This is a genomic window from Streptococcus sp. 596553, assembly GCF_900411395.1.
In the GTDB taxonomy this organism is placed as follows: domain Bacteria; phylum Bacillota; class Bacilli; order Lactobacillales; family Streptococcaceae; genus Streptococcus; species Streptococcus mitis_BA.
The window spans coordinates 1-25743 of record NZ_OXCQ01000007.1; the positions used below are offsets into that span (position 1 = coordinate 1).

At 39.3% G+C, this 25743-nt stretch carries 29 protein-coding genes; 9 read left to right on the forward strand and 20 right to left on the reverse strand.

Going from position 1 to position 25743, the window contains the following annotated elements; translation table 11 throughout:
- The first annotated feature begins 553 nt into the window (after positions 1-553).
- The 5 genes from DSY56_RS07495 to DSY56_RS07515 all read left to right on the forward strand — a co-directional run bounded on the left by DSY56_RS07495 (position 554) and on the right by DSY56_RS07515 (position 6128).
- Positions 554-1825: an extracellular solute-binding protein gene (locus DSY56_RS07495; RefSeq protein ID WP_000095466.1), complete on the forward strand. Its 1272-nt coding sequence runs from the start codon at positions 554-556 to the stop codon at positions 1823-1825.
- Between the two features lie 109 nt (positions 1826-1934).
- Positions 1935-3227: a sugar ABC transporter permease gene (locus DSY56_RS07500; protein WP_200832398.1), complete on the forward strand. Its 1293-nt coding sequence runs from the start codon at positions 1935-1937 to the stop codon at positions 3225-3227.
- Position 3228: 1 nt separating this feature from the next.
- Positions 3229-4071 carry a sugar ABC transporter permease gene (locus tag DSY56_RS07505; RefSeq protein ID WP_001065648.1) on the forward strand — a complete coding sequence of 281 codons (843 nt, stop codon included), beginning with the start codon at positions 3229-3231 and terminating at the stop codon, positions 4069-4071.
- 260 nt (positions 4072-4331) lie between these two features.
- Positions 4332-5132, forward strand: a complete 801-nt coding sequence (locus tag DSY56_RS07510; RefSeq protein WP_112444808.1) for a DUF1189 domain-containing protein — start codon at positions 4332-4334, stop codon at positions 5130-5132.
- 9 nt (positions 5133-5141) lie between these two features.
- A complete protein-coding gene (locus tag DSY56_RS07515) occupies positions 5142-6128 on the forward strand; it encodes a LacI family DNA-binding transcriptional regulator (RefSeq protein WP_112444810.1) in 987 nt (328 codons plus the stop codon).
- Between the two features lie 28 nt (positions 6129-6156).
- On the opposite strand, the gene DSY56_RS07520 is transcribed toward DSY56_RS07515, so the two are convergent.
- From DSY56_RS07520 to hisS, 12 genes are all read right to left on the reverse strand, one after another.
- Positions 6157-7098: a YitT family protein gene (locus DSY56_RS07520; RefSeq protein WP_112444813.1), complete on the reverse strand. Its 942-nt coding sequence runs from the start codon at positions 7096-7098 to the stop codon at positions 6157-6159.
- Positions 7076-8839, reverse strand: coding sequence for an aspartate--tRNA ligase (gene aspS / locus DSY56_RS07525; protein ID WP_112444815.1), 1764 nt, complete (start codon positions 8837-8839; stop codon positions 7076-7078). The genes DSY56_RS07520 and aspS overlap by 23 nt, the downstream gene beginning before the upstream one ends.
- Before the next feature lie 155 nt (positions 8840-8994).
- Complete coding sequence (locus tag DSY56_RS07530; RefSeq protein ID WP_000832181.1) at positions 8995-9225, reverse strand: hypothetical protein; 231 nt, start codon at positions 9223-9225, stop codon at positions 8995-8997.
- 17 nt (positions 9226-9242) lie between these two features.
- Positions 9243-9884 (reverse strand): CPBP family intramembrane glutamic endopeptidase, encoded by a 642-nt coding sequence (locus DSY56_RS07535; RefSeq protein ID WP_112444817.1) that lies wholly within the window; start codon positions 9882-9884, stop codon positions 9243-9245.
- A gap of 9 nt (positions 9885-9893) precedes the next feature.
- A complete protein-coding gene (locus DSY56_RS07540) occupies positions 9894-10592 on the reverse strand; it encodes an ABC transporter permease (RefSeq protein ID WP_112444819.1) in 699 nt (232 codons plus the stop codon).
- Positions 10585-11409, reverse strand: coding sequence for an ABC transporter ATP-binding protein (locus DSY56_RS07545; RefSeq protein WP_112444821.1), 825 nt, complete (start codon positions 11407-11409; stop codon positions 10585-10587). Before DSY56_RS07545 ends, DSY56_RS07540 begins: the two co-directional genes overlap by 8 nt.
- Before the next feature lie 10 nt (positions 11410-11419).
- Entirely contained in the window at positions 11420-12154 is a 735-nt protein-coding gene (locus tag DSY56_RS07550; RefSeq protein WP_000730279.1) for a DUF3169 family protein, read from the reverse strand.
- 2 nt (positions 12155-12156) lie between these two features.
- Positions 12157-12354 carry a hypothetical protein gene (locus DSY56_RS07555; protein ID WP_200832400.1) on the reverse strand — a complete coding sequence of 66 codons (198 nt, stop codon included), beginning with the start codon at positions 12352-12354 and terminating at the stop codon, positions 12157-12159.
- A complete protein-coding gene (locus DSY56_RS07560) occupies positions 12341-12529 on the reverse strand; it encodes a hypothetical protein (protein WP_112444826.1) in 189 nt (62 codons plus the stop codon). Before DSY56_RS07560 ends, DSY56_RS07555 begins: the two co-directional genes overlap by 14 nt.
- Complete coding sequence (locus DSY56_RS07565; RefSeq protein ID WP_020900531.1) at positions 12529-12735, reverse strand: helix-turn-helix transcriptional regulator; 207 nt, start codon at positions 12733-12735, stop codon at positions 12529-12531. The genes DSY56_RS07560 and DSY56_RS07565 overlap by 1 nt, the downstream gene beginning before the upstream one ends.
- 9 nt (positions 12736-12744) lie before the next feature.
- Positions 12745-13059, reverse strand: coding sequence for a hypothetical protein (locus tag DSY56_RS07570; RefSeq protein ID WP_112444828.1), 315 nt, complete (start codon positions 13057-13059; stop codon positions 12745-12747).
- A gap of 144 nt (positions 13060-13203) precedes the next feature.
- Complete coding sequence (gene hisS, locus DSY56_RS07575) at positions 13204-14484, reverse strand: histidine--tRNA ligase (RefSeq protein WP_112444830.1); 1281 nt, start codon at positions 14482-14484, stop codon at positions 13204-13206.
- Positions 14485-14570: 86 nt separating this feature from the next.
- On the opposite strand from hisS, the gene DSY56_RS12405 reads away from it, so the two are divergent.
- Positions 14571-14717 (forward strand): hypothetical protein, encoded by a 147-nt coding sequence (locus DSY56_RS12405; protein WP_000694304.1) that lies wholly within the window; start codon positions 14571-14573, stop codon positions 14715-14717.
- On the opposite strand, the gene DSY56_RS07585 is transcribed toward DSY56_RS12405, so the two are convergent.
- Both DSY56_RS07585 and DSY56_RS07590 read right to left on the reverse strand, forming a co-directional pair.
- The gene (locus DSY56_RS07585; protein ID WP_112444832.1) at positions 14714-15961 is read right to left on the reverse strand and encodes a transporter; all 1248 of its coding nucleotides are present in this window, start codon (positions 15959-15961) and stop codon (positions 14714-14716) included. The two genes, DSY56_RS12405 and DSY56_RS07585, sit on opposite strands and share 4 nt — an antisense overlap.
- 200 nt (positions 15962-16161) lie before the next feature.
- Positions 16162-17013, reverse strand: a complete 852-nt coding sequence (locus tag DSY56_RS07590; protein WP_112444834.1) for a helix-turn-helix domain-containing protein — start codon at positions 17011-17013, stop codon at positions 16162-16164.
- 123 nt (positions 17014-17136) lie between these two features.
- On the opposite strand from DSY56_RS07590, the gene DSY56_RS07600 reads away from it, so the two are divergent.
- The gene (locus DSY56_RS07600; RefSeq protein ID WP_001206380.1) at positions 17137-17478 is read left to right on the forward strand and encodes a metal-sulfur cluster assembly factor; all 342 of its coding nucleotides are present in this window, start codon (positions 17137-17139) and stop codon (positions 17476-17478) included.
- A 211-nt stretch (positions 17479-17689) separates the two neighbouring features.
- Here DSY56_RS07600 and ilvD read toward each other — a convergent pair whose 3' ends face one another.
- The 6 genes from ilvD to DSY56_RS07630 form a co-directional block, all read right to left on the reverse strand.
- Positions 17690-19393, reverse strand: a complete 1704-nt coding sequence (gene ilvD / locus DSY56_RS07605) for a dihydroxy-acid dehydratase (protein ID WP_000137346.1) — start codon at positions 19391-19393, stop codon at positions 17690-17692.
- 231 nt (positions 19394-19624) lie between these two features.
- Entirely contained in the window at positions 19625-20557 is a 933-nt protein-coding gene (locus tag DSY56_RS07610) for a transketolase family protein (RefSeq protein WP_112444836.1), read from the reverse strand.
- Positions 20554-21411, reverse strand: a complete 858-nt coding sequence (locus DSY56_RS07615) for a transketolase (protein WP_112444838.1) — start codon at positions 21409-21411, stop codon at positions 20554-20556. Before DSY56_RS07615 ends, DSY56_RS07610 begins: the two co-directional genes overlap by 4 nt.
- A 3-nt stretch (positions 21412-21414) precedes the next feature.
- Complete coding sequence (locus DSY56_RS07620) at positions 21415-22761, reverse strand: PTS ascorbate transporter subunit IIC (protein WP_112444840.1); 1347 nt, start codon at positions 22759-22761, stop codon at positions 21415-21417.
- A gap of 12 nt (positions 22762-22773) precedes the next feature.
- Positions 22774-23058 carry a PTS sugar transporter subunit IIB gene (locus tag DSY56_RS07625; protein WP_023947577.1) on the reverse strand — a complete coding sequence of 95 codons (285 nt, stop codon included), beginning with the start codon at positions 23056-23058 and terminating at the stop codon, positions 22774-22776.
- Between the two features lie 3 nt (positions 23059-23061).
- On the reverse strand, positions 23062-25092 hold the full coding sequence (locus DSY56_RS07630; protein WP_112444842.1) for a BglG family transcription antiterminator: 2031 nt from the start codon (positions 25090-25092) through the stop codon (positions 23062-23064).
- A gap of 190 nt (positions 25093-25282) precedes the next feature.
- Here DSY56_RS07630 and DSY56_RS12040 point away from each other — a divergent pair, with 190 nt between their 5' ends.
- Complete coding sequence (locus DSY56_RS12040) at positions 25283-25423, forward strand: hypothetical protein (protein WP_001162849.1); 141 nt, start codon at positions 25283-25285, stop codon at positions 25421-25423.
- Positions 25424-25448: 25 nt separating this feature from the next.
- Entirely contained in the window at positions 25449-25625 is a 177-nt protein-coding gene (locus DSY56_RS07635) for a PTS ascorbate transporter subunit IIC (protein ID WP_050243118.1), read from the forward strand.
- The last annotated feature ends 118 nt before the right edge of the window (positions 25626-25743 follow it).

The window sequence follows — 25743 nt, forward strand, 5'->3', positions numbered from 1 at the left end:
GCAATAAAATCAAGCATTAGTAAAACCAGTGGAACTTACCCTGACATGGATTTCCACTGGTTTTTACAATTTTTATCAGATTAACTTCCACTTCTACTAGCGGTGGAACTTAGTTTGGGAATTTACCTTATTTTTAAGGAGACTAACCCATTTTAGCAAAGATAACTTAAAACCATCTAATCCTAAAGTTTGACTCTCACGGGACAGTCTACAAAGCGCAAATCTTCCTTTAGAGAACTTTGATTTATATGCAAAAAGGCACAAATATCTATAGAAAATAGATAGGGATTAGAAATAGGGAGGTACCCCTCCTGATTTCCCTCTTTAGACAGATTCCATCTATTTTTTATTAAAAATACTGTATTCTTATCTATTTCACACTTTTCTTCTATTAAAAAGCAAAATCATGCTATCAAATCAAGCTTAAAAATTTTTTAAAATTTTTGACAAAAACACTTGCAACCGTTTTCTATTTGTGCTATACTAAGCTCATAAAGGAAAACGTTTGCGTTTCCTCATTATAAAATTTGTTATTCTTTAGGAGGAATACACTATGTCATCTAAATTCATGAAGAGCGCTGCTGTGCTTGGAACTGCCACACTTGCTAGCTTGCTTTTGGTAGCTTGCGGAAGCAAAACTGCTGATAAACCTGCTGATTCTGGTTCATCTGAAGCGAAAGAAATCACTCTTTACGTTGAGGACCAATACAAAGCTTATGCTGAAACAGTAGCTAAAGCTTATAAAGAACAATCAGGAACAACAGTTAACATCAAATCTGGTGACCAAATGGGTGGGCTTGACAAACTTTCTCTTGACAACCAATCAGGTCAAGCTCCTGACGTTATGATGGCTCCATACGACCGTGTAGGTAGCCTTGGTACTGACGGACAACTTTCAGAAGTGAAATTGAGCGACGGTGCTAAAACAGATGATAAAACTAAATCTCTTGTAACAGCTGCTGACGGTAAAGTTTACGGTGCTCCTGCCGTTATCGAGTCACTTGTTATGTACTACAACAAAGACTTGGTAAAAGAAGCTCCAAAAACATTTGCTGACTTGGAAAACCTTGCTAAAGATAGCAAATACGCATTCGCTGGAGAAGATGGAAAAACTTCTGCTTTCCTAGCTGACTGGACAAACTTCTACTTTGCATACGGACTTCTTGCTGGTAACGGCGGTTACGTATTCGGACAAAACGGTAAAGACGCTAAAGACATCGGTCTTGCAAACGACGGCGCTATCAAAGGTGTAGAATACGCTAAAACTTGGTATGAAAAATGGCCTAAAGGTATGCAAGATACTGAAGGAGCTGGAAACCTAATCCAAACTCAATTCCAAGAAGGTAAAACAGCTGCTATCATCGATGGACCTTGGAAAGCTCAAGCCTTCAAAGACGCTAAAGTAAACTACGGTGTTGCAACTATCCCAACTCTTCCAAACGGAAAAGACTACGCAGCATTTGGTGGTGGTAAAGCTTGGATCATCCCATCAAGCACTAAGAACCTTGAAGCTGCTCAAAAATTTGTAGACTTCCTTGTTTCAACTGAACAACAAAAAGCCTTCTACGATAAAACTAATGAAATCCCAGCTAACACTGAAGCTCGTTCATACGCTGAAGGTAAAAATGATGAGTTGACAACAGCTGTTATCAAACAGTTCAAGAACGCTCAACCAATGCCAAACATCTCTCAAATGTCAGCAGTTTGGGACCCAGCTAAAACAATGTTGTTTGAAGCTGTAAGTGGTAAGAAAGATGCTAAGACAGCAGCTAACGATGCTGTAACATTGATCAAAGAAACAATCAAACAAAAATTTGGTGAATAAGAAATTTGTTCAAGGGGGGTGGAAATCAAATCCCCCTTTGAATTTATCAACAAAAACACAAATAGTTTAGGTTTTATCTAGAAACCAGTATCCTATGAAAGGAGTTATTATGGAAAAGCAACAACCTAGTAAAGCAGCCCTGCTGTCTATCATTCCTGGGTTAGGACAGATTTACAATAAACAAAAAGCCAAAGGTTTTATCTTCCTTGGTGTAACCATCGTATTTGTCCTTTATTTCCTAGCACTTGCAGCCCCTGAATTGAGCAATCTTATCACTCTTGGTGACAAGCCAGGTCGTGACAATTCCCTCTTTATGCTGATTCGCGGTGCCTTCCATTTAATCTTTGTAGTTGTTTATGTACTCTTTTATTTCTCAAATATCAAAGATGCTCATACAACTGCTAAACACATTAATAATGGCATTCCAGTAGCACTTACCTTTAAAGAAATGGTCAAAGGAATCTATGAAAATGGCTTCCCTTACCTCTTGATCATTCCATCTTATGTTGCCATGACTTTTGCAATCATCTTCCCAGTTATTGTAACCTTGATGATTGCCTTTACCAACTACGACTTCCAACACTTGCCACCAAACAAGTTGTTGGACTGGGTTGGTTTGACCAACTTTACAAACATTTGGAGCTTGAGTACCTTCCGTTCTGCCTTTGGTTCTGTTCTTTCTTGGACTATCATTTGGGCTTTATCTGCCTCAACTTTACAGATCGTGATTGGTATCTTCACAGCTATCATTGCTAACCAACCATTTATCAAAGGAAAACGTATCTTCGGTGTTATTTTCCTTCTTCCTTGGGCTGTTCCAGCCTTCATCACTATCTTGACATTCTCAAACATGTTTAACGATAGTGTCGGAGCTATCAACACTCAAGTCTTGCCGATCTTTGCTAAATTCCTTCCATTCCTTGATGGGGCTCTTATCCCTTGGAAAACAGACCCTACTTGGACTAAGGTTGCCTTGATTATGATGCAAGGTTGGCTTGGATTCCCATATATCTACGTTTTGACTTTGGGTATCTTGCAATCTATTCCTAACGACCTTTACGAAGCAGCTTATATTGACGGTGCCAATGCTTGGCAAAAATTCCGCAACATCACTTTCCCAATGATCTTGGCTGTTGCAGCACCTACTTTGATTAGCCAATACACCTTCAACTTTAACAACTTCTCTATCATGTACCTCTTCAATGGTGGAGGACCTGGTAGTGTCGGAGGTGGAGCTGGTTCCACCGATATCTTGATCTCATGGATCTACCGTTTGACAACAGGTACATCTCCTCAATACTCAATGGCGGCAGCTGTTACCTTGATTATCTCTATCATTGTCATCTCAATCTCTATGATCGCATTCAAGAAACTACACGCATTTGATATGGAGGATGTCTAAGATGAATAACTCAATTAAACTCAAACGTAGACTGACTCAAACCCTTACTTACCTCTACTTAATTGGCCTATCAATCGTGATTATCTATCCACTTTTGATTACCATCATGTCAGCCTTTAAAGCAGGTAACGTCTCAGCCTTTAAACTAGATACTAACATCGACCTCAATTTTGATAACTTTAAAGGCCTCTTCACTGAAACCTTGTACGGTACTTGGTACCTCAATACTTTGATTATCGCCTTGATTACCATGGTTGTTCAAACAAGTATTATCGTACTTGCTGGTTATGCCTACAGCCGTTACAACTTCTTGGCTCGTAAACAAAGTTTGGTCTTCTTCTTGATTATCCAAATGGTGCCAACCATGGCCGCTTTGACAGCCTTCTTCGTTATGGCACTTATGTTGAACGCCCTTAACCACAGCTGGTTCCTCATCTTCCTCTACGTTGGTGGTGGTATCCCAATGAATGCTTGGCTCATGAAAGGCTACTTCGATACAGTGCCAATGTCTCTAGACGAATCTGCAAAACTAGACGGTGCAGGACACTTCCGCCGCTTCTGGCAAATTGTTCTTCCACTTGTTCGCCCAATGGTTGCCGTACAAGCTCTCTGGGCCTTCATGGGACCTTTTGGAGACTACATCCTCTCTAGTTTCTTGCTTCGTGAGAAAGAATACTTTACTGTTGCCGTAGGTCTCCAAACCTTCGTTAGCAATGTGAAAAACATGAAGATCGCCTACTTCTCAGCAGGTGCTATCCTCATCGCCCTTCCAATCTGTATTCTCTTCTTCTTCCTACAAAAGAACTTTGTTTCAGGACTTACAAGTGGTGGCGACAAGGGATAATATATCCCCGCCACCCTTTTTCATTTTATACTCTTCTAAAATCTCTTCAAACCATGTCAGCTTCATATCCAACCTCAAAGCCGTGCTTTGAGCAACCCGCGGATAGCTTCCTAGTTTGCTCTTTGATTTTCATTGAGTATTAGCGATTGCTACTGTAAATAATATTCTTGCAACAAGCAATTTTTCTCCTAGACTTGAAATAAAGCGCATTTCTCTATATAATAATACTCATATAGAAAACACCTTTTAGAAAGATACCTATGCTTCCATATCCATTTTCTTATTTTTCAAGTATTTGGGGATTTCGTAAGCCCCTGTCCAAACGTTTCGGGCTCAACTGGTTTCAGCTTCTCTTTACCAGTATCTTCCTTATCAGCTTATCCATGGTACCTATTGCCATCCAAAACAGCTCGCAGGAGACTTATCCGCTAGAAACCTTTATCGATAATGTCTATGAACCATTGACAAATGAGGTTGTCCAGGATCTCTCTGAGCATGTTGCAATTGTTGATGGTAAATTAACTTATACTGGAACAGCTAGTCAAGCGCCTTCTATTGTGATCGGTCCAAGCCCAAGCAAAGAATTACCTAAGGACTTGCAACTGCATTTCGATACAAATGAGCTAGTCATCAGCAAGGAAAGTAAGGAACTGACTCGTATCTCTTACCGGGCGATTGAGACTGAGAGTTTCAAAAGCAAGGATAGCTTGACCCAAGCCATTTCTAAAGACTGGTACCAACAGAATCGTGTCTATATCAGTCTCTTCCTAGTTCTCGGTGCTAGCTTCCTCTTTGGTTTGAATTTCTTTATCGTCTCTCTAGGGGCGAGTCTTCTCCTTTATATCACTAAGAAATCACGCCTCTTTTCATTTAGAACCTTTAAAGAGTGCTACCATTTTATCTTGAACTGTTTAGGATTACCAACTCTGATTACACTTATTTTGGGATTATTTGGCCAAAATATGACAACCCTGATTACTGTACAAAACATTCTTTTTGTCCTTTATCTGGTCACTATCTTTTATAAAACACATTTCCGTGACCCAGATTACCATAAATAGGAGATTTTTATGCCCGTTACGATTAAAGACGTGGCCAAGGCTGCTGGTGTTTCGCCTTCAACCGTAACCCGTGTTATTCAAAATAAATCAACCATTAGCGACGAAACAAAAAAACGCGTTCGCAAGGCTATGAAAGAGCTCAATTACCACCCCAACCTCAACGCTCGTAGCTTGGTAAGTAGCTATACTCAGGTGATTGGTTTGGTTCTTCCTGATGACTCAGATGCCTTCTACCAGAATCCTTTCTTCCCATCTGTCCTCCGTGGTATCGCTCAAGTTGCTTCTGAAAACCACTACGCTATTCAGATTGCAACAGGTAAAGATGCCAAAGAGCGTCTTAAAGCTATTTCTCAGATGGTCTATGGTAAGCGTGTAGATGGTTTGATTTTCCTCTATGCCCAAGAAGAGGACCCTTTGGTTAAGTTAGTAGCAGACGAGCAATTTCCTTTCCTTATCTTAGGTAAATCTCTATCTCCCTTCATTCCACTTGTCGATAATGACAATGTCCAAGCTGGTTTTGATGCGACAGAGTATTTCATCAAAAAAGGATGCAAGCGAATTGCCTTTATCGGAGGGACTAAGCGACTCTTCGTAACACAAGACCGTCTGACAGGTTACGAGCTAGCTCTAAAACAACACCAACTTCCTCTCGATACTAATCTGACTTACTTTGCTACTGAATTTCTTGAAGATAATGGTTATCGCTTTAGTAGACTTCTCTTCAAACACGATCCAAATATTGATGCTATTATTACCATTGATAGTCTCCTTGCTGCAGGGGTCTGTGATTACATCGCAAAACACCAACTGGATGTCCCTGTCCTCAGCTTCGACTCAGTCAATCCCAAGCTCAACTTGGCAGCCTATGTCGATATCAATAGTTTGGAGCTTGGTCGTGTTTCCTTTGAAACTATTCTCCAGATTATCAGCGATGCTAAAAGCAATAAACAAATTTGTTACCGTCAGTTAATCGCCCACAAAATTATTGAAAAATAAAAACCAGCTCGCGCTGGTTTTTTTATCACTAATTTTCTGTTTCAACGAATCGTCCCAAAATATGAACATTCTCAGATACAGAGACAAAGGCCCCTGGATCCACCTGTGTCATAATCTGTTTAAATTCATTAAACTCTGCACGTGTAATGACAGTAATTAAAACTGCCTTTCTTTCGTGATTATAGGTTCCTTCTGCATCGTGGATCATGGTTGCTCCACGGTGCAATTTTTTATGGATTTTCTCAATTACCTTATCTGGATGATTGGTCACAATCATGGCCTGCATGCGTTTTTGCTTGGTAAAGACCGCATCTGTCACACGGCTAGAGACAAAGATGGTAATCATAGAGTAGAGAGCGTATTTCCAACCAAAGGTCAAACCTGCTATCAGCATGATAGTCCCATTTACCAAGAAAGAAATGCTACCAACATTCTTACCCGTTTTCTTACGAATGGTCAGACTGACAATGTCTGTACCACCACTGGAGATATTGTTTCGAAGAGCAAAACCAATCCCCAAGCCCATGACAACACCCCCAAAAAGGGCATTGATAATAGGATCCTCCGTCAAGGTTGCCACAGGGACAAACTGGATAAAGAAGGAACTCATAGATACCGTGATAAAGGTAAAGACGGTGAACTTATGGCCAATCTGATACCAAGCCAAGACCATCAAAGGGAAGTTAATAGCGTAAAAGGTTAGCGAAATCGGAATATGAAAACCAAACCAGTGATTACTCAAGGCAGAGATAATCTGTGCCAGACCTGTCGCACCACTCGAATACACATGCCCTGGTTGGAAAAAGAAATTGACCGCTACTGCTGATAAAAAACCATAGACCAGAGAGGCCGAAATCTTCTCATCATATTTTTCGCGAGAGATGCTTTGTAAGACACGTAAAATTTTTATCTGATAAGCAAAGCGGCGCAGATAATAGCGCCACCGCTTAATTCGTTTTGCTTGTTTCATCTTCTTCTACTTGTAAGCTGAGTTCCTCTAGTTGTTTGAGAGCGACTGTTGAAGGAGCTTGTGTCATTGGATCACTTGCCTTGTTGTTCTTAGGAAAGGCAATAACTTCACGAATATTTTCTTCTCCAGCAAGCAACATGACAAAACGGTCAAGTCCAATAGCCAAACCACCGTGTGGTGGGAAACCATAGTCCATGGCTTCAAGAAGGAAGCCAAACTGATCATTTGCTTCTTCGGCTGAGAAACCAAGAGCCTTGAACATGCGTTCTTGAAGGTCTTTTTGATTGATACGAAGGCTACCACCACCAAGTTCATAACCGTTCAAGACAATATCGTAAGCAATGGCACGAACCTTAGCCAAATCACCTTCTAATTCGTGAGCAGTCTCTTCCTGTGGAAGGGTAAACGGATGGTGGGCGCTCATGTAACGGCCTTCTTCTTCAGACCATTCAAACATTGGCCAGTCAACCACCCAAAGGAAGTTGAATTTATCGCTATCAATCAAACCAAGCTCTTTGGCAATACGTCCACGAAGGGCACCGAGAGTTGCATTGGCCACTTCAAGCGTATCTGCCACAAAGAGAACCAAGTCCTTATCTTCAAGAGCAAGCGCTGTTGTCAATTCTGCTTGGATGCCTGCCAAGAACTTAGCAACTGGTCCATTTAATTCTCCATCCACAACCTTGACCCAAGCAAGACCTTTGGCACCGTACTGCTTGGCTACTTCAGTCATCTTGTCGATGTCTTTACGTGAATAGTTGTCCGCAGCTCCTTTGACCACAATGGCTTTTACAGCAGGTGCTTCTGAAAAGACTTTAAAGTCTACACCTTTGACCACTGCTGTCAAGTCCTGAAGCAACATGTCAAAACGGGTATCTGGCTTGTCAGAACCATAAAGAGCCATCGCATCATCGTATTTCATACGAGGGAATGGAAGCGTCACTTCGATGCCTTTAGTTTCTTTCATGACGCGCGCAATCAAGCCTTCTGTAATATCTTGGATTTCTTGCTCAGTAAGGAAAGACGTTTCCAAGTCGACCTGAGTGAACTCAGGTTGGCGGTCTCCACGCAAGTCCTCATCACGGAAACATTTGACGATTTGGTAATAACGGTCAAAACCAGCATTCATCAACAATTGCTTAGTAATTTGTGGACTTTGAGGAAGAGCGTAGAAATGCCCTCTATTAACACGAGATGGTACCAAGTAGTCACGCGCCCCTTCAGGCGTTGACTTAGAAAGGAATGGTGTCTCCACGTCGATAAACTCCAACTCATCCAAGTAGTTGCGGATAGAGTGAGTCACCTTAGCACGAAGTTTCAGATTTTCCAACATTTCTGGACGACGAAGGTCAAGGTAACGGTAACGCAAACGTGTATCGTCATTAGCCTCAATGCCATCCTTAATCTCAAACGGGGTTGTCTTAGCTGTATTAAGCACTGTCAGAGCTGTCACGTTTAACTCAACTGCACCAGTTGGCAACTTATCATTGGCTTGCTCACGCGCAGCGACCTGTCCAGTCACCTCGATAACAAATTCGCTACGAAGGCTTTCAGCTGTCGCCATAACCTCTGCAGATACTTTTTCAGGGTTGATAACCAACTGCATGATTCCTTCACGGTCACGAAGATCGATAAAGATCAAACCACCAAGGTCACGACGACGGCCTACCCATCCTTTCAAGGTTATTTCTTGTCCGATGTGTTCCTCACGAACACGACCAGCATACATACTACGTTTCATTGTTTCTCTCCTCTTTTATTCTGTTACTATTTTACCATAAAAGCGCAGGCTCTTCATGAAAATCATCAGAAAAGTTTGCCAGTCTTTAAAAATCAAGTGAAGACTCTAAAAATTAACGCCCATACAAAAAGTCCGATGAACTTCACCGGACTCTTTTATTTTGAATTGTTGCCTGCTTTACGCTTTTCAGCGATTTCGGCTGCCTTTCGAGGCAAGACAATTTCCGTTATGTAGGCTGTCCCAAAACGCAAGACACCTGCAATAGGGGCAAAGACAACTGCTAGATAGTTGTAGAAGAAATCGCCCTTAAAGGCATAAGCTAGCGCTCCAATGATGAAAAATAGAACGACTGCTTGAATCACTGCTAATAAAATTACTCGTTTCATGTGACCTCCTGACTCTATTATAGCATGAGTATCATCAAAAAGCCGACTAAATTATTCAAAGCGTGGAGAGAAATACTGTAGACCAGACCTTTTCTGCTAATATAAGCCAAGCCCAAACTAAAACCAAGGCTAAAATAGACAAAAAATTGTTGCACATCACCTGGGAAATGAATCAAGGCAAACAGAAGACTAGATACCAGAAGGAAAATCAGAGTTTGTTTACTATTGTCCTGCTTAGGAAAGAGGTAGCGTGCTAACATCCCTCTAAAGATAAGTTCTTCCGTCAAAGGAGCAAAAATAACGACCGCAAAGAAGGAGAAGAGTGGTTGAGACAAGGTCAAGTCTGTCGCTATTTGTTGATTTACTGAAGGATCATCTGGCAAGAAGAATTGAACGACCAGAGATAAGAACCAAACCAAGGCAGGAAGCCAAATAAATCGGTTGAAGCCACTCTTCTCAATACGAACAGGACCTTTCTGATACCATTTGTAAATGCCGTACACATAAACTCCAGCCAAGGCCACATAGAGTAGGGTAACAGCATAGGGTGAAGCGCCTAAGGCAAGCGAAGTAGTCGCGAGCACCTGAATGAAGCCATAGATGAATAAAAAGGATAGAACAGCTAGAAGAAACCAGCCGAGGTTTTTAAGTAATTTCATAAAGGTCTCCTATCTTGCTTTATAGCTGTTTTTCAATACAAAGAGGTTTGCTATCCCTAACACAAGTACCCAGGCAAGTAACATGCCGATGTTAGAAAAAGATATTTCTCCACCTTTTTTATTTAAAAGATTTACAATTGGACCGACGAACGAGTAATCCAACACTTTCTGAGCCGTATCATTTTGAAGAGCAATTATAGGTAAAAAAGAGACAATTAACATAGGGAAGATACTATAAACTTGCGCTTTAGACTGAGTATCTGACACCGCACCGATTAGAAGGTTGAGAAAAATAATACTAATAGTTGCTAGGAGCAAATAGATAACATAGGCAAATAAGTAACCTGATAGATCTACTTTAAGATAGATGGGAAGTACAATCATAGCAAGTAACATTATCAGAATAGGGAGAACAAGCATACTAAAAGTATATTCTGTTGCTGTCACACCACTTAGAATGAGTGATTTAAGATTTCGTTTTTCCTTATCTTCTGCCATCATAATCGATACCATATAACCACTTCCCATGCTCAAGACCATCGTCAAGCTAGCAGATAGTAAAAATAGGCTCAATTGTCCATCCTTATTTGAAAATTCATTATATAAAACAGCAATACCAAAAGGCATCAATAGACTCGCCAATAAAGTTGAATTGCTGATAAGAACTTGTAATCTTAACCATAGTAGGGCATTTAATTTTCTAAACATCTAACTTTTCTCCTGTCAATCTGATAAAGATTTCTTCTAGTGTCGGCTCACAAGAGTGAACCACCATCAAATCTGTCGTGTCTAAATGTGGCAATTCTTCAAATGGAACGATCTGTTCTCGTCCATCGTTATAAACCACACGTACTTTCTTATCCACATGGTACTTCTGGATAATATCTTGCGGACTTCCATACTCTATTAAGTTCCCCTTATTCAAAAGAGATAAGCGATCACAAAGCAGAGTTGCTTCATGCATATCATGCGTGGTCAAAAAGATAGTTGTCCCCGCATGCTTTAATTCTTGAAGTAGGGTATGAATCATCTTAGATGTTGTAGGGTCTAAGCCACTGGTTGGCTCATCTAGAAAGAGAATCTTAGGAGCATTCAGAAGGGCACGAGCCAAGAACATTCGTTGTTTCATTCCTGTAGATAGTTTTTCTGCGATAATATCTTTAGCATCTGCCAATCCAACCTGTTGAAGCACCTGAACTACTCTATCTGACTTGAGACCATATAACTTAGCGTAAATGAGCAGATTTTTGTAAAGACTCATCTTTTCATAAAAACCACTGCCATCACTAACTATACCGATTTGTTCCAAATCATTTGAGGTTAAATCTTGAGAATGCTTACCTAACAAAATTGTTTTACCTTGATCTGCAGCCAACTGACCTGTCAAGACGTTGATCATGGTTGTTTTACCTGAGCCAGAAGGGCCAAGAAAACCAAAGATTTCACCTTCCTTAATCTCAAAAGAAATCTGATGAAGAGCTTTTTTGCTCCCAAAACTTTTACTTACATTTTCAACACGAATCATAGAAACTCCTTTATTTGAAATAACGTTTTACCATAGGTAACTGCATCACATTGATATAAACATGGATGGCTCCTACAAGCAAGAAAGCTAGTAACTGAATCTCTCCTGTCAAGAAAGAAATGATAATAAGAAAAATATATAAGGCTGGTAAGACATATTGGTGTAATTGGAATAAAATTCGAAAACTCTGTTCCAAATTAGCCTGACGCTCCCCTTCATCATAAGAATTTATATAGTTCAAGACATCCTTTGGTGTAGCGAAAAATTCCAAATCAAACTGACGAACAATCGCAATGGTTTTAAAAAGAGATTTTTGAGCGACTAAGAATACCACAAAGAGTAAGAAAGAAAGGAAAAATGTTTGAGGGTTTGTATGCAATATAATCACCTCACTTAATGAAATAAAAATAGCCAATGGAATCGCTACACCTGTAATATTAAAAGCAATGGTTCCAAACTCAAGATTCCGGTACATTTGCACATAATAGGTTTCATTCAGATCGTCATCCATTTCCTCTTGATACAAGGAATGAAATTTTCTGCTTTTCTTTAAGAAATTGAAAGTCAAAAACATACTAATGAAACCTATCAGTAAACAAATAGCTGATATCCATGGCATCAAGGCTTTTACATCTAAAATAATTTCGTGGGATTCGACACGTGCCTTAAACATCCCTACAAACATGCCCAAGAACCCCCCCAAGACAATAGACATCAAAAATAACAATCTACGTTTCTTTTTCATATTCATTCTCCTTTTTCACTTGCTAGATTTTTGGATTTCTTTTCAATCCATTCAATTACTGGGATGAGGGCAAAATAGGCCCAGATAAATTGGTCACTGTAATAGAGATCAAACCATCCTAGATTTGTTCCAATTAGTAGACACACGCTGACTAATAAAGCTATGGCAACTACATAATAAATCACTTTATACTTGTTCATCATTTTTCTCCTTTTTCTTTAACCAGTTGAAAATGGACAAGAGGACTAAGTTAACCCAAAACAAATACTTACTTTCAACAAAATAGAACCAACCCAGTAATGTTCCAATCATAGCAAAAGCATTCACAATAAGGGCAAGAACACTCATACAATAAATCACTTTATACTTGTTCATCACTCGTCCTCCTCCAAGCGAAATACCGATTCGACTGTTTCGTTGAAAATTTGAGATATTTTCAGGGCAATGATAATGGACGGGGTGTATTCATCCCGTTCTAATAGACTGATAGTCTGTCTGGAAACCTCTGCTAGCTTGGCTAGTTCGGTTTGATTAAGGCCATCGCGAGCCCGCAGCTCTTTTAGACGATTTTTTAGTTGCATGTCACACACCTACTCTCCGTCAAATTCAACGGCTTGGATATCCTCAATACGTTGCAACTTGATTTTTTCTTTTCCCGTCTTATCTACGTATCGTAGCTTGACCCATTCCTCATCAACATCCACAACTTCCCAAAAATTTGTTCCAAATAGTTCTCCAATGATTGTTGGTTTCTTTCCAATCATTTCTTGCAATAATCTCGACATTTCTGCGTTTCCTTTCTCTTTTCTTTCGATTACCTTTAACCTCTTCTCTATCCGCTTGATTTTCTTAGATTGACTCATATAAATCAAGACGAGAAAAGGAAACAAAATCCATACCCACATGTGGCTCCCTCCTATTTCTTAACTTGCTTATATTGTAACACATCTTTTTCTTTTTGACAAGCATATTTGTCAAAAAGTTTATGATTTTTGTCATTTTGCAAAAGAAAAAGGTCAGGAGTAGGTTCCTGACCAGTTTATCTATCATTAAAATCCTAGTTTTTCAAAGATTTCTGAGAAGTTTTGGCTGATTGTCTCAAGTGACACTTGCACTTCTTCTCGAGTTTGGTTGTTCTTGACTGTCACTTGTCCGCTTTCGACTTCGCTCTCTCCTAGGGTGATGAGGGTCTTAGACGCAAAGACATCGGCTGACTTGAACTGAGCTTTGAGTTTACGATTGAGGTAATCACGCTCTGCTTTGAAACCTTGTTGGCGAAGAGTCTGTACTAATTCCAAGGCCTTGACATTTGCTCCTTCTCCCAAAACTGCGATATAGACATCTAGGGCGTTTTCGATAGGGAGAGACACACCTTGCTTTTCAAGAATGAGAAGCAGGCGCTCTACACCAAGTCCAAAACCAAAGCCAGCAGTTTCAGGGCCTCCAAAGTAAGAAACCAAACCATCGTAACGACCACCCGCACAGACGGTCAGGTCATTGCCCTCAATCTCAGTGATAAACTCGAAAATGGTGTGGTTGTAGTAGTCCAGACCACGCACCATATTGGTATCGATGATATAGTCTACACCCAGATTTTCCAACATCTGACGCACAGCATCAAAATGAGCTTGGCTTTCTTCATCAAGGAAATCCAAGATAGAAGGTGCATTCTCCACTGCCACCTTGTCTTCTTTTTCCTTAGAGTCCAAGACACGGAGAGGATTTTCCTCCAAACGACGTTGGCTATCCTTGGACAAGGTCTCCTTGAGCGGTGTCAAATAGTCAATCAAGGCTTGACGGTAGGCCGCACGACTCTCAGGATTCCCAAGAGTGTTGAGGTGCAATTTGACACCTTGGATGCCAATTTCTTTCAGGAAGTGGGCTGCCATAGCGATGGTTTCCACATCGGTAGCTGGATTGCTAGATCCAAAACACTCAACACCAATCTGGTGGAACTGGCGCAAACGCCCTGCCTGTGGACGCTCATAGCGGAACATAGGGCCCATGTAGTAGAACTTACTTGGCTTTTGCACTTCTGGGGCGAAGAGTTTATTTTCCACGTAGGAACGGACAACAGGCGCAGTTCCTTCTGGACGGAGGGTAATATGGCGGTCACCCTTGTCATAGAAATCGTACATTTCCTTGGTTACGATATCCGTTGTATCTCCGACAGAACGGCTGATAACCTCGTAATGCTCAAAAATAGGCGTGCGCACTTCTGCATAGTTATAGCGCTTGAAAATTTCACGGGCAAAGCCCTCAACGTACTGCCATTTGGCAGATTCAGCAGGTAAAATATCCTGCGTTCCTTTTGGTTTTTGTAATTTCATAGGGAATCCTCTTTAAACTTAATAGTCTTATTTTACCATAAATAGAGGGATTAAAACAGTGAGAACAAAATTAGGATTTATACTCAATGAAAATCAAAAAGCAAACTAGGAAGTTAGCCGCAGGTTGCTCAAAACAATGTTTTGAAGTTGTGGATAGAACTGACGAAGTCAGTAACCATATCTACGGTAAGGCGACACTGACGTGGTTTGAAGAGATTTTCGAAGAGTATTAGATATCATTTTTGAGATTAAGAATCGTCAAAAGAATAGCTAGCAAGGAAAGACCAACAAATAGCATCCAAGTCAACTGTATATTCCATACAGCTACAAGTGAAAAACAGGCTGTTCCCACAGGTATGGATAAGGCGAACAATAAACCTAAAAAATTACTGGTACGAGCTAGAACCTCTGGAGCTAGATTTTTCAGGAGCATGGCACTAATCTTTGGTTGAACTTTACCAGACACATACAGAGTTGAACAGAGAAATAGTAAACCAAGTACGACTTGATTGAATAAATTAGCTAGACCAACTAGACTGAGTCCTACGGTCACCCACATCATCAATCTAGGCAAGGACTGCTTCCCAAAATAATCATTGCCCGTAAGGCTACTGATGATGATTGCTACTAAAGCACAGACTTGACTGATAAATAGTGCCTCTGTATAAGAAAAATTCAAGAGAGAATGGCTCAAAAAGAAGATATTATAAATTCCACCCAAAGCGCCACCCAAGGCATTGATAAGCAAGACAGCAAAGAGCATAAAACCAAAGTTTTTCTGTCCACTTTTAAGAAAAACGAGACGTAAATTTCGGTAAATCGTTAGGAACTGGTCTTTGATAGGAAGCTTCTCATTTTTTAGTGATTCACCATCAGCAGATGAAATTGATATACTCAATTTGCTTCTTCCTAAAAAGAGAACAGAAGCTGATACGAGGAAAAAACAGGCATTGATTCCCGCAACAAGGGAAAAATTGTTGACCGATAGCCCTAAGAGCCAGACTCCGAAAGATTGACCCCCAATAGCTGAAATATAGGTGATGAACTGTGAAAAAGAGTAAGCCTCCATCAAATCATTTTCAGCTACTTTTTCCTTAATAAGAGGCATGCGCAAACCACCAGCAAAATCACTGATGACATCACTAATGACATTGATCAAACACAGGCTAGAAAAGGCAAAGAGACTAGCTTGCTGAACAACTAGGGCTGCTAGAAAAAATAAAACCGCCTGAAACAAACCGCTATAGACCATCCATTTGACCTTGTCCCTCGTGTAATCTGCCCGAATCCCTACAAAAACTGTAAAGAGAGTCGGAAGAATCATGACAATATTCGCCATAGCAACAGCAAAGGAGGCTTGCGGCAAGGTCGATGCATAGACGATAAATACCAGGTTGAAAATCGAAGCACCAAAAGCATTGAAGAATCGTGACAAAGTCAAGAATCGATAAGCTTGATTTCTAAACAATAGTTTCATAGGTAATCTCCCTTCTTGTTCGAAGTTTTATGTGAAGTATGACTATAGTATAGCACTTAGAAATTTTAGAGGAAAAACTTTTGAATATATGCAACAAATGAAATGAGCAAAAAGAAACGATAGAATTTCTCCAGTGACACGAGAGAGCCCAATAGTTCTATCGCTTCAAATTTCAAATAATTTTCTTAGTTTGCAGATATTCAACAATCGATCGTTTTTCTATAGTATTCGGCAGATTTGTTACAGCCAAGCATCTCAAAAATACGGACAGCATCTTCCATCTTTTTTTGTCCTTCCTTGACTCTGCCTTGCTTGCTATCAAGGAGACCTTCCACCCACAAATAGACAATTCGGAAGTAGGTCTCATTTTCCTTGTAGAAATGCTCTTCGATAACACGTTTAAAATAATGGGCATTAGTAAATTCTTCACACTCAATGCTAGCTAAAAAACCATTCAATAGTATAGTGTGAAAAAGGTTTCGATTGCCAGACATTTCCATTAGAAAATCAGATTTTCGGACCATTTCTCGTACATATCTAGTAAAAAGAGAAACAGATAAAAATGGTGAACTGACTGAAAATAAATTGAGTTCATAGATCCCCCAAATCTCGGTAGAAAACAAATAATCATGAAGGACTTTCCCTTCCTCTGCTGTTAACTCTACCCCTTCATCCATGCCCTTCATATAAGACTTGATCATAATGGCATTTAGAATATGTTTCTGTTTGTTTTGAGAATGGGCATGCTTTTGATACTCCTTGCGATACAAGTCCTCAAGCGGAGCTATATTCTTTGGATCCAAGACATCTATGATTTCTTTTCTCAACTCAGAATCTGTATCATACTGAAAACCTCTCGCCAGAAAGAGAATTTCCTCTACACTGGCAGATATATTTTCTAGGGCAAATAAAAACTTTTCCACCGAAAGCTCGCTCTGACCTGTTTCAAATCGGGACAACATAGACGGCGAAAATTGTCCCCCAGTTGCTTGTCTCAGCGAGATATTTCTTGACTCTCGTAATTGTCTAAAGACTTTTCCAATCTGCTCCATAGACTTCCCCTTGATTCAGTATTTTCTTCATTTTATCATATTTTTCAGAAAATTCATCAAAAACTTGCCAAATTGTCAGAATTATGAGAAAATAGAGGATATTTATCACGTGGAGGGACTGTAATGAGAGAGGATATCAAAATCAATGACCGCGCTTTAGCCTTGCAAGACCAAATTATCGAAAAACTAGAGAAGGTTTTTGATACAGATGTGGAATTGGATGTTTACAATCTAGGACTGATTTATGAAATCAATCTGGATGAAACGGGCCTCTGCAAGATTGTCATGACCTTCACCGACACCGCCTGTGATTGTGCCGAAAGCCTGCCTATCGAAATCGTAGCAGGTCTGAAACAAATCGAGGGTATCGAAGATGTCAAGGTTGAAGTCACCTGGTCGCCTGCCTGGAAAATCACACGAATCAGTCGCTACGGCCGTATTGCCCTTGGACTGCCACCTCGTTAATACTCTTCAAAAATCTCTTCAAACCACGTCAGCTTAGCCTTATCGTATAGATGTTACTGACTTCGTCAGTTCTATCTGCAACCTCAAAACAGTGTTTTGAGCAACCTGCGCCTAGCTTTCTAGTTTGCTCTTTGATTTTTATTGAGTATAGGCAGGCAAATCACTTTTGGAGATGAAAAGAAGCAAGCCGAAGTTGGCTTGCTTTTTGAGTTTATTTTTTACCTGACTTGTCCATATTCCAGAAGTCTGTCACGGCTCCGCGTGAAGCAGATGATACGATGTGGGCATATTTACCGAGGACACCACGACTGTAAAGTGGTGGCAAGGTAGTTTCTGCCTTGCGTTTTTCAAGTTCTTCTTCGGATACGGCCATGGAAATTTCTTTGGTATCTTGGTCAACCGTAACAATATCGCCTGTACGAAGGTAGGCAATTGGTCCACCATCCTGAGCCTCAGGAGCGATATGTCCAACAACTAGACCATAAGTCCCACCAGAGAAACGGCCATCCGTTAAGAGGGCAACCTTGTCTCCTTGACCTTTACCAACAATCATTGATGAAAGTGACAGCATCTCAGGCATACCAGGACCACCCTTAGGTCCAACAAAACGAACAACGACAACATCGCCATCAACGATTTCATCTGTCAGAACGGCCTGAATCGCATCTTCTTCTGAGTCAAAGACCTTAGCTGGTCCAACGTGACGACGCACTTTAACACCTGATACCTTGGCAACTGCTCCATCAGGGGCAAGGTTCCCGTTCAAGATGATAAGCGGACCATCTGCACGTTTTGGATTTTCAAGTGGCATAATGACTTTTTGGCCTGGTGTAAGGTCTGCAAAGTCAGCTAAGTTTTCAGCTACAGTCTTACCAGTACATGTAATGCGGTCTCCATGAAGGAAACCATTTGCCAAGAGGTATCTCATAACCGCAGGCACACCACCGACTTCATAGAGGTCTTGGAAGACATACTGACCAGATGGTTTCAAGTCGGCCAAGTGAGGCACACGCTCTTGGATCGTATTGAAGTCCTCAAGTGACAAGTCAACATTGGCAGCATGGGCAATGGCAAGCAAGTGAAGAGTGGCATTTGTAGAACCACCGAGAGCCATAGTTACAGTGATGGCATCTTCAAAGGCTTCACGAGTCAAGATGTCTGATGGTTTGAGACCGAGCTCCAACATCTTAACAACAGCACGTCCTGCTGCTTCGATGTCTTCTTTCTTATCAGCTGATTCAGCTGGGTGAGATGAGGAGCCTGGCAAACTCATACCTAGAACTTCGATAGCTGTCGCCATGGTATTAGCTGTATACATACCACCACAGCCACCAGGGCCAGGGCAGGCATTACATTCAAGACGTTTTACGTCCTCAGCTGTCATGTCACCGTGGTTCCATTTTCCGATACCCTCAAAAACAGAAACCAAGTCAATATCTTTACCATCAAGATTTCCCGGTGCAATAGTTCCACCATAAGCGAAAATAGCTGGAATATCCATATTGGCAATGGCAATCATAGAACCAGGCATGTTCTTGTCACAGCCACCGATAGCGACGAAGGCATCCACATTGTGGCCTCCCATAGCCGCCTCGATTGAGTCCGCAATGATATCACGAGATGTCAAAGAGAAACGCATACCGGGCGTTCCCATGGCAATCCCGTCCGCTACAGTGATAGTCCCAAACTGCACAGGCCAAGCACCTGCCGATTTGACACCTTCTTTAGCCAATTTCCCAAAATCATGCAAGTGGATGTTACATGGTGTATTTTCCGCCCAAGTCGAAATCACTCCCACAATCGGTGTCTCAAAGTCCTTATCTGTCATACCAGTCGCACGAAGCATAGCACGGTTTGGTGATTTTACCATACTGTCATAAATGCTACTGCGGTGACGTTTATCTAATTCGGTCATTTGTTCCCTCCCATTTCAGTTTTTACTATTATAGCACATTTTAAAGGCAATGAACAGAAGAAAATTCTTGAATTTTCAGAAAATTCTATATACATATGAAATATTTAAAACTAAAAACAACAAAGCGGATCAGGGCACTTTTTGATGACCAGAATATGCTTTTAATCCGCTTGCTTTAAATAACGTAATGTAATTTTTACAGAAGTTCTTTCAGATGAGTGTATTTAACATCTATCTTGCATTATAAAACTCTAGAACTTTCTCTTTTATATTCGATTCACTCAAACCATACTCATTAAGAAGATAATCCATTTTCCCAACTTGACCGAATCTTTCTTGAACACCCATCCGATGAATTTTTGTTATTCCATCATCAGAGAATAATTCACATAAAGCACTGCCAATTCCACCTATCTGATTGTGGTTTTCTACAGTAAATATAGTTTTTCCACTTAACATTGTTTTTATCTGTTCTGGTATCGGTTTGATTCTAAATAAATCTATCACACCTACTGAATAACCTAATTTAGACAGTTCATCCGCAACTCGAATACTTGGAGCAACCATTATGCCAGAAGCAACGATTACAACATCTTCACCGTGTCTTAACTCAATGTAGCCTTTAGAAAAATCTTCTCCACCTTGATATACAGCCTCTGGAGCTTTTCTAATTGTTCGAATATATTTCAGTCCTTTTAAGTCTAATGTCTGGTTCAATATTTCACGAAATTGGATATCATCAGTTGCTTCAAAAATGATCGATTTAGGAATTAAACGTAACAATCCAATTTCTTCAAATGGCATATGTGTCCCACCATTCATTTCTGCAGTTACTCCTGCATCTGATCCAATCACAGTGGCATCCAATTGTGCGTATCCAAGAGAAATAAATAATTGATCAAATACTCTTCGTGAAGCAAAAGGACCAAATGTATGAAGATAGGGTCTAAACCCCTGAATAGACAAGCCTGCTGCAAGTCCGACCATCTCTGCTTCCATGATCCCAACATTCACATAACGGTCTCCAAAATCCTTTTCAAGATTATTAGTAGCCATCGAACTTGACAAATCGGCTTCTAAAACTACTATATCAGAATAACTTTGGTTAGCCTCTAAAAGGAAGTCTCTATATACATGCCGTAATTCCTTCGTACTTCTCATCATTCTGTTTCCTCCAATTCCTGACTTAATCTTTCTACAACTGAAGTTAACATTTGTCTCTCCTCTACAGTAGGGCGAAGATGATGATTGGATTTCATTTCTTCCAGCTCTTGAACCCCTTGACCTTTAATAGTGTCTAATACAATGCACTTAGGGGATAAATTATTTGACTGTTTTAATTGGACAATCCCTTCATAAATTTCTCTAATATCTGAACCCTTGACCCTAATGGATTCAAATCCAAATGCTGAAAATTTTTCTACGAAATCACCTGGATTACAAATATCCTTTGTAAAACCATCTAATTGTTTTTTGTTATCGTCTACAAATACAATTAAGTTGGATAACTGTTGATGAGAAGCAAACTGTATAGCCTCCCAACATTGTCCCTCATTTAACTCACCATCTCCAACAATAGCATAGGTATAAAAGGGACTTTTTCTTATTCTCTGACCATATGCAAGTCCGGTTGCAACACTAATTCCCTGTCCTAAAGAGCCAGTTGTCATATCTATGCCTGGCGTTAGATTTCTATCAGGATGAGACGGTAATTTAGTTCCATTTGTATTTAAAGAATATAAGAATTCTTTGTCAAAGAAACTATTCAAATAGAGTGTGCTGTATAAAGCCGGTCCAGCATGTCCCTTGGATAAAACAAAATAATCTCTATCTCGTGATGCAAATATTTCTGGAGTCATCGGCATTATTTCACCATAAAGCACTGCTAAAACTTCTACTATAGACAGACTCCCTCCATAATGGCCGAATCCAAGATGATTCAATGTTCTAAGAGTATTTAATCGAATTTTTGTTGCAAATTTTCTTAATTCATCTTCTCTATTTTCACTTAAAATCATCCCTTATTCCTCCTTTGCAGATGGCTTTTTAATAAAGGATACTCCAAACATAACTGCTAGAATAAGAACAAGACCAATCACAATGCCTGCTTGTGAGCCAAATTGATTTAACATTCCTAAAATAATTCCTGATAGACCAAAATCTGCATCTGAGAAAGTTGATCCTTGGAAACCAAGTCTTCCCAAAACTGGCATTAAAAAGACTGGAAGAAAACTAATTAAAATACCTTGTAAAAATGCTCCAATAGTGGCTCCACGAACACCACCAGATGCATTCCCAATAACACCTGCAGTCGCTCCACAGAAGAAATGAGGCACAACGCCTGGTAATATAACAACCGTTCCTGAAGCAATCATAATTGCCATACTTACTAAACCACCAACAAAACTAGAGATAAATCCAATTAGAACTGCATTGGGTGCATAAGTATAAACAATCGGACAATCCAAAGCAGGTTTTGAATTAGGTACAAGACGCTCTGAAATACCTTTAAAGGCTGGAACAATTTCACCCAAAATAAGGCGAACACCTGCTAAAATAACAAATACACCTGCTGCAAATTGACCTGCTAATTGTAAAGCATAAACTAGACCACTTGTACCACTACTGATTTCTTTTTCTATATATTCTGACCCTGCAAAGATAGCTACAATAATATAAATAACTGCCATGGATAAAGTAATACTAACAGTACTATCACGTAAAAAAGCTAGACTCTTTGGAAATTTAATGTCCTCTGTTGATTTTGATTTGTCACCGATAAGGCTACCAGTAAAACCACTCAACCAATATCCCAAAGAACTGAAATGACCTAAAGCCACCTTGTCATTTCCAGTTAATTGAACCATATATTTTTGCACAAATGCTGGGGAAATACTCATAATAATACCGAGTGCTAATCCTCCTAGTAAGATAAGAGGCAAACTTGTAAAGCCAGCAACTGATAAAATGACTGCAATCATACACGCCATATATAGAGTGTGGTGCCCTGTTAAAAAGATATATTTGAATCGAGTAAAACGAGCAATTAAGATATTGAATACCATACCTGCAAACATAATCATTGCAGTAGCTGAGCCATATGTTGTTAAAGCTACAGCTACAATTGCTTCATTATTCGGCACAACGCCAGATAAATGAAAAGCATGCTCAAACATGGTACCAAATGGATTTAAAGAATTTTGTACAATTCCTGCACCACCAGATACAACTAAGAAACCAACAAAGGTCTTAATTCCACCTTTAATAATATCAGGTAATTTCTTCTTCTGAAGAACTAATCCTAAGATTGCAATTAAAGCTACTAAAATAGCTGGTGTACTAACAATATCCAATATGAACTTCATCATGACGCTAGCCTCCTATATAAGTCCTTTTTCTTCACAAAGTTTAGTAATTAATTCTCGTAGCTCGTCCATATCAATAATACTATTTAAGATACGAACATCTCCAAGATGACTAGCTGAATCAGCTAGATCACGACCCACAATCCAAATATCAGCTGCATTTGGATCTGCTCCACCTAAATCATAGTGTTCAACTTCTACATCTGAAACATTCAAATCACTCAATACAGATTCAATATTCATCTGTACCATAAAACTTGAACCTAATCCTGAACCACAAGCTGTACCAATTCTTAACATTATCTAATCCTCCTGTTTAATTATCATTTCAATGTCATCATAGTTTTTTGATGATATTAAAGTTTGAACATGATTTTTATCTCTTAAAATTGTTGTTAAATGTGACAAAGCCTTTAAATGACTCTCATTATCAATGGCTGCAATACAAATCAACAATCTTACCTCTTGTTCTGGATTATCCAATAAATAAATCGGTTCTTCCAAAACTAACATTGACATTCCTATTTCATTCACACCTTCATCTGGCCGAGCGTGAGGAATTGCTACTCCCTTCCCTAAATTAATAAAAGGCCCAAACTCTTCTACTTTTTGAATCATTGCCTCAGGGTAGTTCTCCGTTATCTTATCTTGATCCAAAAGCGGTTTAGCTGCTAAACGAATCGCCTCCTTCCATCCTAATTTTTGCGAACTAACCTGATAGGTTTCTTTGGTAATAAGTTGTTCTAGCACTGGTACAATTTCCTTTCTATCATTTTTTTGATAAAGATAATTCTTTAACGCCAATCTTAATTCCAATTCTTGTGTAATAATTCCATATCTTTTGACAATATTCAGGATTTGTTCAATCTCAAAATCCCCATACTCTAAATTCGGAAAATCTTTTAACACTAGTTCTACTAGTTGTATTGCTTGCTCTTCAGTCATCATAACCGAAACTAGATAATTTGGCTTTTCTGTCTCCACCTTTATGGTAGAAAAAACCATATCATAGTCACTACTAGTTTTCGCCTGTAAATCATCAATCTTTGAGGTTCCTATGAACTCAATTTGAGGAAATAATGCTAATAGATTCTCTTTTAACATCAATGAAGAACTAACACCATTAGGACAAATGATTGCTGCTTTATACCATTTTTGAGGCAAAGTATCTGCTTTCTTTAAATAACCTCCGAAATGGATAACAAAATATGCTGTTTCACTATCAGGTATGGGCTTGTCAATAGCGTCCATCAAGGGAGTCAAAGAATCTTTTACTAGTTCAAATAAATCAGGATAATGTTCTTTAACATGCAACACATATTCATTTGAACTAGGTAGACCGAACTTTAATCTATAGTAAGCCGGTATAAGATGGCGACGAAGATTTTCTCTCAATCCTTCCCTTTGTTTAAAATGTAACAAAGAAATATCTTCCATTCTACTTATAATAGCCTCTGTTAATTGATTAAAGTAAACCGGAGCAACATCTACTTCACCTTCAAAGCAACTTGATAATAAAACGGTGATATAGCGATAATCATCCTCAGAAAACACCGTATCTATAATTCCCAAATCAACCACTGTATCCAATAAAATAGTGGTTATATCTTGAATAACAGGAGATACTAATGTCTCTGAAAGACCTACTCTTTCAACATCCCTTTGATACCTACACAGAATGAATACTAAACCGAAAAGGCAAACTTTTAATTGATTAACAATAGGTACTAGCTGTAGCTTCTCATAATAATCTTTAACTACCTGATTTATCAAATCATAAGTTAATGAATACCCCCAACTGGATAAAACATAATCCAAACCCCAAATCCCTATGGAGGATTCCAGCAACTCACTAACCATTTGAAAAGCTAAGCGGTGCTTATTCCACTCTGAACCGTGTAAAGTATAACCTTTTGCTCTACTGTACCCTAGCTCCAAATCATTATCTAACATAATCTTTCTTAATGATTGAATATCAGATAAGGTTGTATTCTTACTTACTTTCAAAAAGTCTTGGTAATGATTATTTGATATAAAATCTAATCGGCAAAAAGTGTAAAGATAGATTAAAGCTAAGCGAGTCGACTTTGGTAAAACCAATTCATCCGACTTAATAATATCTGTCAAAGACTGCTTCGTACGATTTGATAAACTATAGCGACCTTGCTTTTTATCCAGTACTATCCCTTTATTAGCTAGATAAGGCACTAAATAATCTATTCCTTCTTTGACTTCCTTTATAGGTAAGCTCACCTTAACAGATAACTCATATAATGATAGCTCACAATGATCCATCAAAGTCATCAAAATAACTAGTGCTCTATAATCAAACATTTCTCTTCCTTTCTAACTACAATTATAGTGTAAAAGTTATAAGAATAAAAGAGTATTTGAGCACAATATAATCTCACCTTTTAAAAGAAATTATTGGGCTGAAAGTTTTTAGTAATTATTTTTCTACTTTTTCTTGACGTTATAAATTAAAGCGATATCATTTAGATAACAATTAATAGGAATGGTTGAAATGGCACTAGAACGGCTCAATGAAGGGGAATTGGTAGAGCTTGACAAAGAGCGAAAAGCTGCCATGGTTTCAAATCTCCTTGTCGTTCTTTGTGGCAATCATGATGCACAACCAATTGTCAACACAGGAAGTCTTTACTAAAGATGGCTGAAGCTAAAAAAAGCAGATCCCCCTTCGACTCTCAACAAAGTTATACGCTGCACTCGCATCATGGGCAGAAGATAACTTCCGATCAGTCAATGGGCAAATCGAGTATCTCCTCACAGAATGTGTCAAGCAACGGAAAAAAGACGGAAAATACGTATCAGAAACCATTGACGAACCATTTGAGATTGATATTTAACACCTTCTCCTGTCTGCTAGGTCTGACAGGAGAATTTTTTCATCTTTTTTTGTCAAGTAACTTTACTTTACAAAAAAAATGTGTTATTCTAATATGGTTGATGAAAATCAGTAGATTG

Coding starts and splice junctions, on each gene's coding strand:
- DSY56_RS07530 (WP_000832181.1), bottom strand. CDS start 9,225: ATGAAACGAGTAATTTTATTAGCAGTGATTCAAGCAGTCGTTCTATTT.
- DSY56_RS07545 (WP_112444821.1), bottom strand. CDS start 11,409: ATGATTCGTGTTGAAAATGTAAGTAAAAGTTTTGGGAGCAAAAAAGCT.
- DSY56_RS07555 (WP_200832400.1), bottom strand. CDS start 12,354: ATGAACAAGTATAAAGTGATTTATTATGTAGTTGCCATAGCTTTATTA.
- DSY56_RS07590 (WP_112444834.1), bottom strand. CDS start 17,013: ATGGAGCAGATTGGAAAAGTCTTTAGACAATTACGAGAGTCAAGAAAT.
- DSY56_RS07585 (WP_112444832.1), bottom strand. CDS start 15,961: ATGAAACTATTGTTTAGAAATCAAGCTTATCGATTCTTGACTTTGTCA.
- DSY56_RS07570 (WP_112444828.1), bottom strand. CDS start 13,059: ATGTGGGTATGGATTTTGTTTCCTTTTCTCGTCTTGATTTATATGAGT.
- ilvD (WP_000137346.1), bottom strand. CDS start 19,393: ATGACCGAATTAGATAAACGTCACCGCAGTAGCATTTATGACAGTATG.
- DSY56_RS07540 (WP_112444819.1), bottom strand. CDS start 10,592: ATGTTTAGAAAATTAAATGCCCTACTATGGTTAAGATTACAAGTTCTT.
- DSY56_RS07535 (WP_112444817.1), bottom strand. CDS start 9,884: ATGAAATTACTTAAAAACCTCGGCTGGTTTCTTCTAGCTGTTCTATCC.
- DSY56_RS07515 (WP_112444810.1), top strand. CDS start 5,142: ATGCCCGTTACGATTAAAGACGTGGCCAAGGCTGCTGGTGTTTCGCCT.
- DSY56_RS07520 (WP_112444813.1), bottom strand. CDS start 7,098: ATGAAACAAGCAAAACGAATTAAGCGGTGGCGCTATTATCTGCGCCGC.
- DSY56_RS07565 (WP_020900531.1), bottom strand. CDS start 12,735: ATGCAACTAAAAAATCGTCTAAAAGAGCTGCGGGCTCGCGATGGCCTT.
- DSY56_RS07620 (WP_112444840.1), bottom strand. CDS start 22,761: ATGATGAAGTTCATATTGGATATTGTTAGTACACCAGCTATTTTAGTA.
- DSY56_RS07550 (WP_000730279.1), bottom strand. CDS start 12,154: ATGAAAAAGAAACGTAGATTGTTATTTTTGATGTCTATTGTCTTGGGG.
- DSY56_RS12040 (WP_001162849.1), top strand. CDS start 25,283: ATGGCACTAGAACGGCTCAATGAAGGGGAATTGGTAGAGCTTGACAAA.
- hisS (WP_112444830.1), bottom strand. CDS start 14,484: ATGAAATTACAAAAACCAAAAGGAACGCAGGATATTTTACCTGCTGAA.
- DSY56_RS07495 (WP_000095466.1), top strand. CDS start 554: ATGTCATCTAAATTCATGAAGAGCGCTGCTGTGCTTGGAACTGCCACA.
- DSY56_RS07610 (WP_112444836.1), bottom strand. CDS start 20,557: ATGATGAGAAGTACGAAGGAATTACGGCATGTATATAGAGACTTCCTT.
- DSY56_RS07625 (WP_023947577.1), bottom strand. CDS start 23,058: ATGTTAAGAATTGGTACAGCTTGTGGTTCAGGATTAGGTTCAAGTTTT.
- DSY56_RS07600 (WP_001206380.1), top strand. CDS start 17,137: ATGAGAGAGGATATCAAAATCAATGACCGCGCTTTAGCCTTGCAAGAC.
- DSY56_RS07500 (WP_200832398.1), top strand. CDS start 1,935: ATGGAAAAGCAACAACCTAGTAAAGCAGCCCTGCTGTCTATCATTCCT.
- DSY56_RS07560 (WP_112444826.1), bottom strand. CDS start 12,529: ATGAACAAGTATAAAGTGATTTATTGTATGAGTGTTCTTGCCCTTATT.
- DSY56_RS12405 (WP_000694304.1), top strand. CDS start 14,571: ATGAAAATCAAAAAGCAAACTAGGAAGTTAGCCGCAGGTTGCTCAAAA.
- DSY56_RS07510 (WP_112444808.1), top strand. CDS start 4,332: ATGCTTCCATATCCATTTTCTTATTTTTCAAGTATTTGGGGATTTCGT.
- DSY56_RS07505 (WP_001065648.1), top strand. CDS start 3,229: ATGAATAACTCAATTAAACTCAAACGTAGACTGACTCAAACCCTTACT.
- DSY56_RS07630 (WP_112444842.1), bottom strand. CDS start 25,092: ATGTTTGATTATAGAGCACTAGTTATTTTGATGACTTTGATGGATCAT.
- DSY56_RS07615 (WP_112444838.1), bottom strand. CDS start 21,411: ATGATTTTAAGTGAAAATAGAGAAGATGAATTAAGAAAATTTGCAACA.
- aspS (WP_112444815.1), bottom strand. CDS start 8,839: ATGAAACGTAGTATGTATGCTGGTCGTGTTCGTGAGGAACACATCGGA.